At 52.5% G+C, this 772-nt stretch carries 1 protein-coding gene; it reads right to left on the bottom strand.

Annotated elements, in window-relative coordinates; genetic code table 11:
- Positions 1–772: formyltetrahydrofolate deformylase (gene purU, locus WAE57_RS15790; RefSeq protein ID WP_337711305.1), on the bottom strand; the 772-nt coding region annotated here is incomplete at both ends.

Here is a 772-nt window from a genome sequence, read left to right as displayed (position 1 = left end):
ACTGTTTCGGTATCACGCCCCACCGACACCAGGTCATCCGGCAAATAGGCATGGTCGACCCGCTGCACTTCCTGCTCGATAATCGGACCTTCGTCCAGATCACCGGTGACAAAATGTGCCGTGGCCCCGATCAGTTTGACGCCGCGTTCAAAGGCCTGATGATAAGGCTTGGCCCCTTTAAAGCCGGGCAGGAACGAATGGTGAATATTGATGGCACGTCCTGCCAGCTGGCGGCACAGGTTATCTGACAGGATCTGCATATAGCGCGCCAGAATCACCAGTTCGGTACCGGTTTCATCCACAATTTTTAGCAGTTCCTGTTCCTGCTGTGCTTTGCTGTCTTTGGTCACCGGCAGATAGATAAAGCGCAAGCCTTCACGTTCTGCAATCGGACGCAAGTCCAGATGGTTGGACACCACCGCAGTAATCTGGAAATCCAGTTCGCCTTTATGATGGCGATACAGCAGGTTGAGGAAACAGTGATCAAATTTGCTGACCAGGATCATGACTTTCATCGGTGCATTGCAGTCATAGAAGGTGGCCTGCATCGCGAACTGCTGTTCGACGTCGGCAAAGCTGGCTTTCAGGCTGTCAATATCGCCACTGGCATCATTGAAACGGAAGACAATACGGGTAAAGAAATAGCCGGTGGTCTCGTCATCATACTGTGCCATTTCACTGATATAGCAGCCGTTCTGGGCAAGGCAGCCGCTGATGGCGGCAACGATGCCGGATGCAGCCGGGCAACGGATTTTTAGAATATATTGGGCTG

It is taken from the genome of Acinetobacter sp. NS-4 (assembly GCF_037402435.1).
Classification (GTDB): domain Bacteria; phylum Pseudomonadota; class Gammaproteobacteria; order Pseudomonadales; family Moraxellaceae; genus Acinetobacter.
Note: the sequence above shows the minus strand (reverse complement) of the source record. Positions and strands in the feature narration are given on the sequence as shown.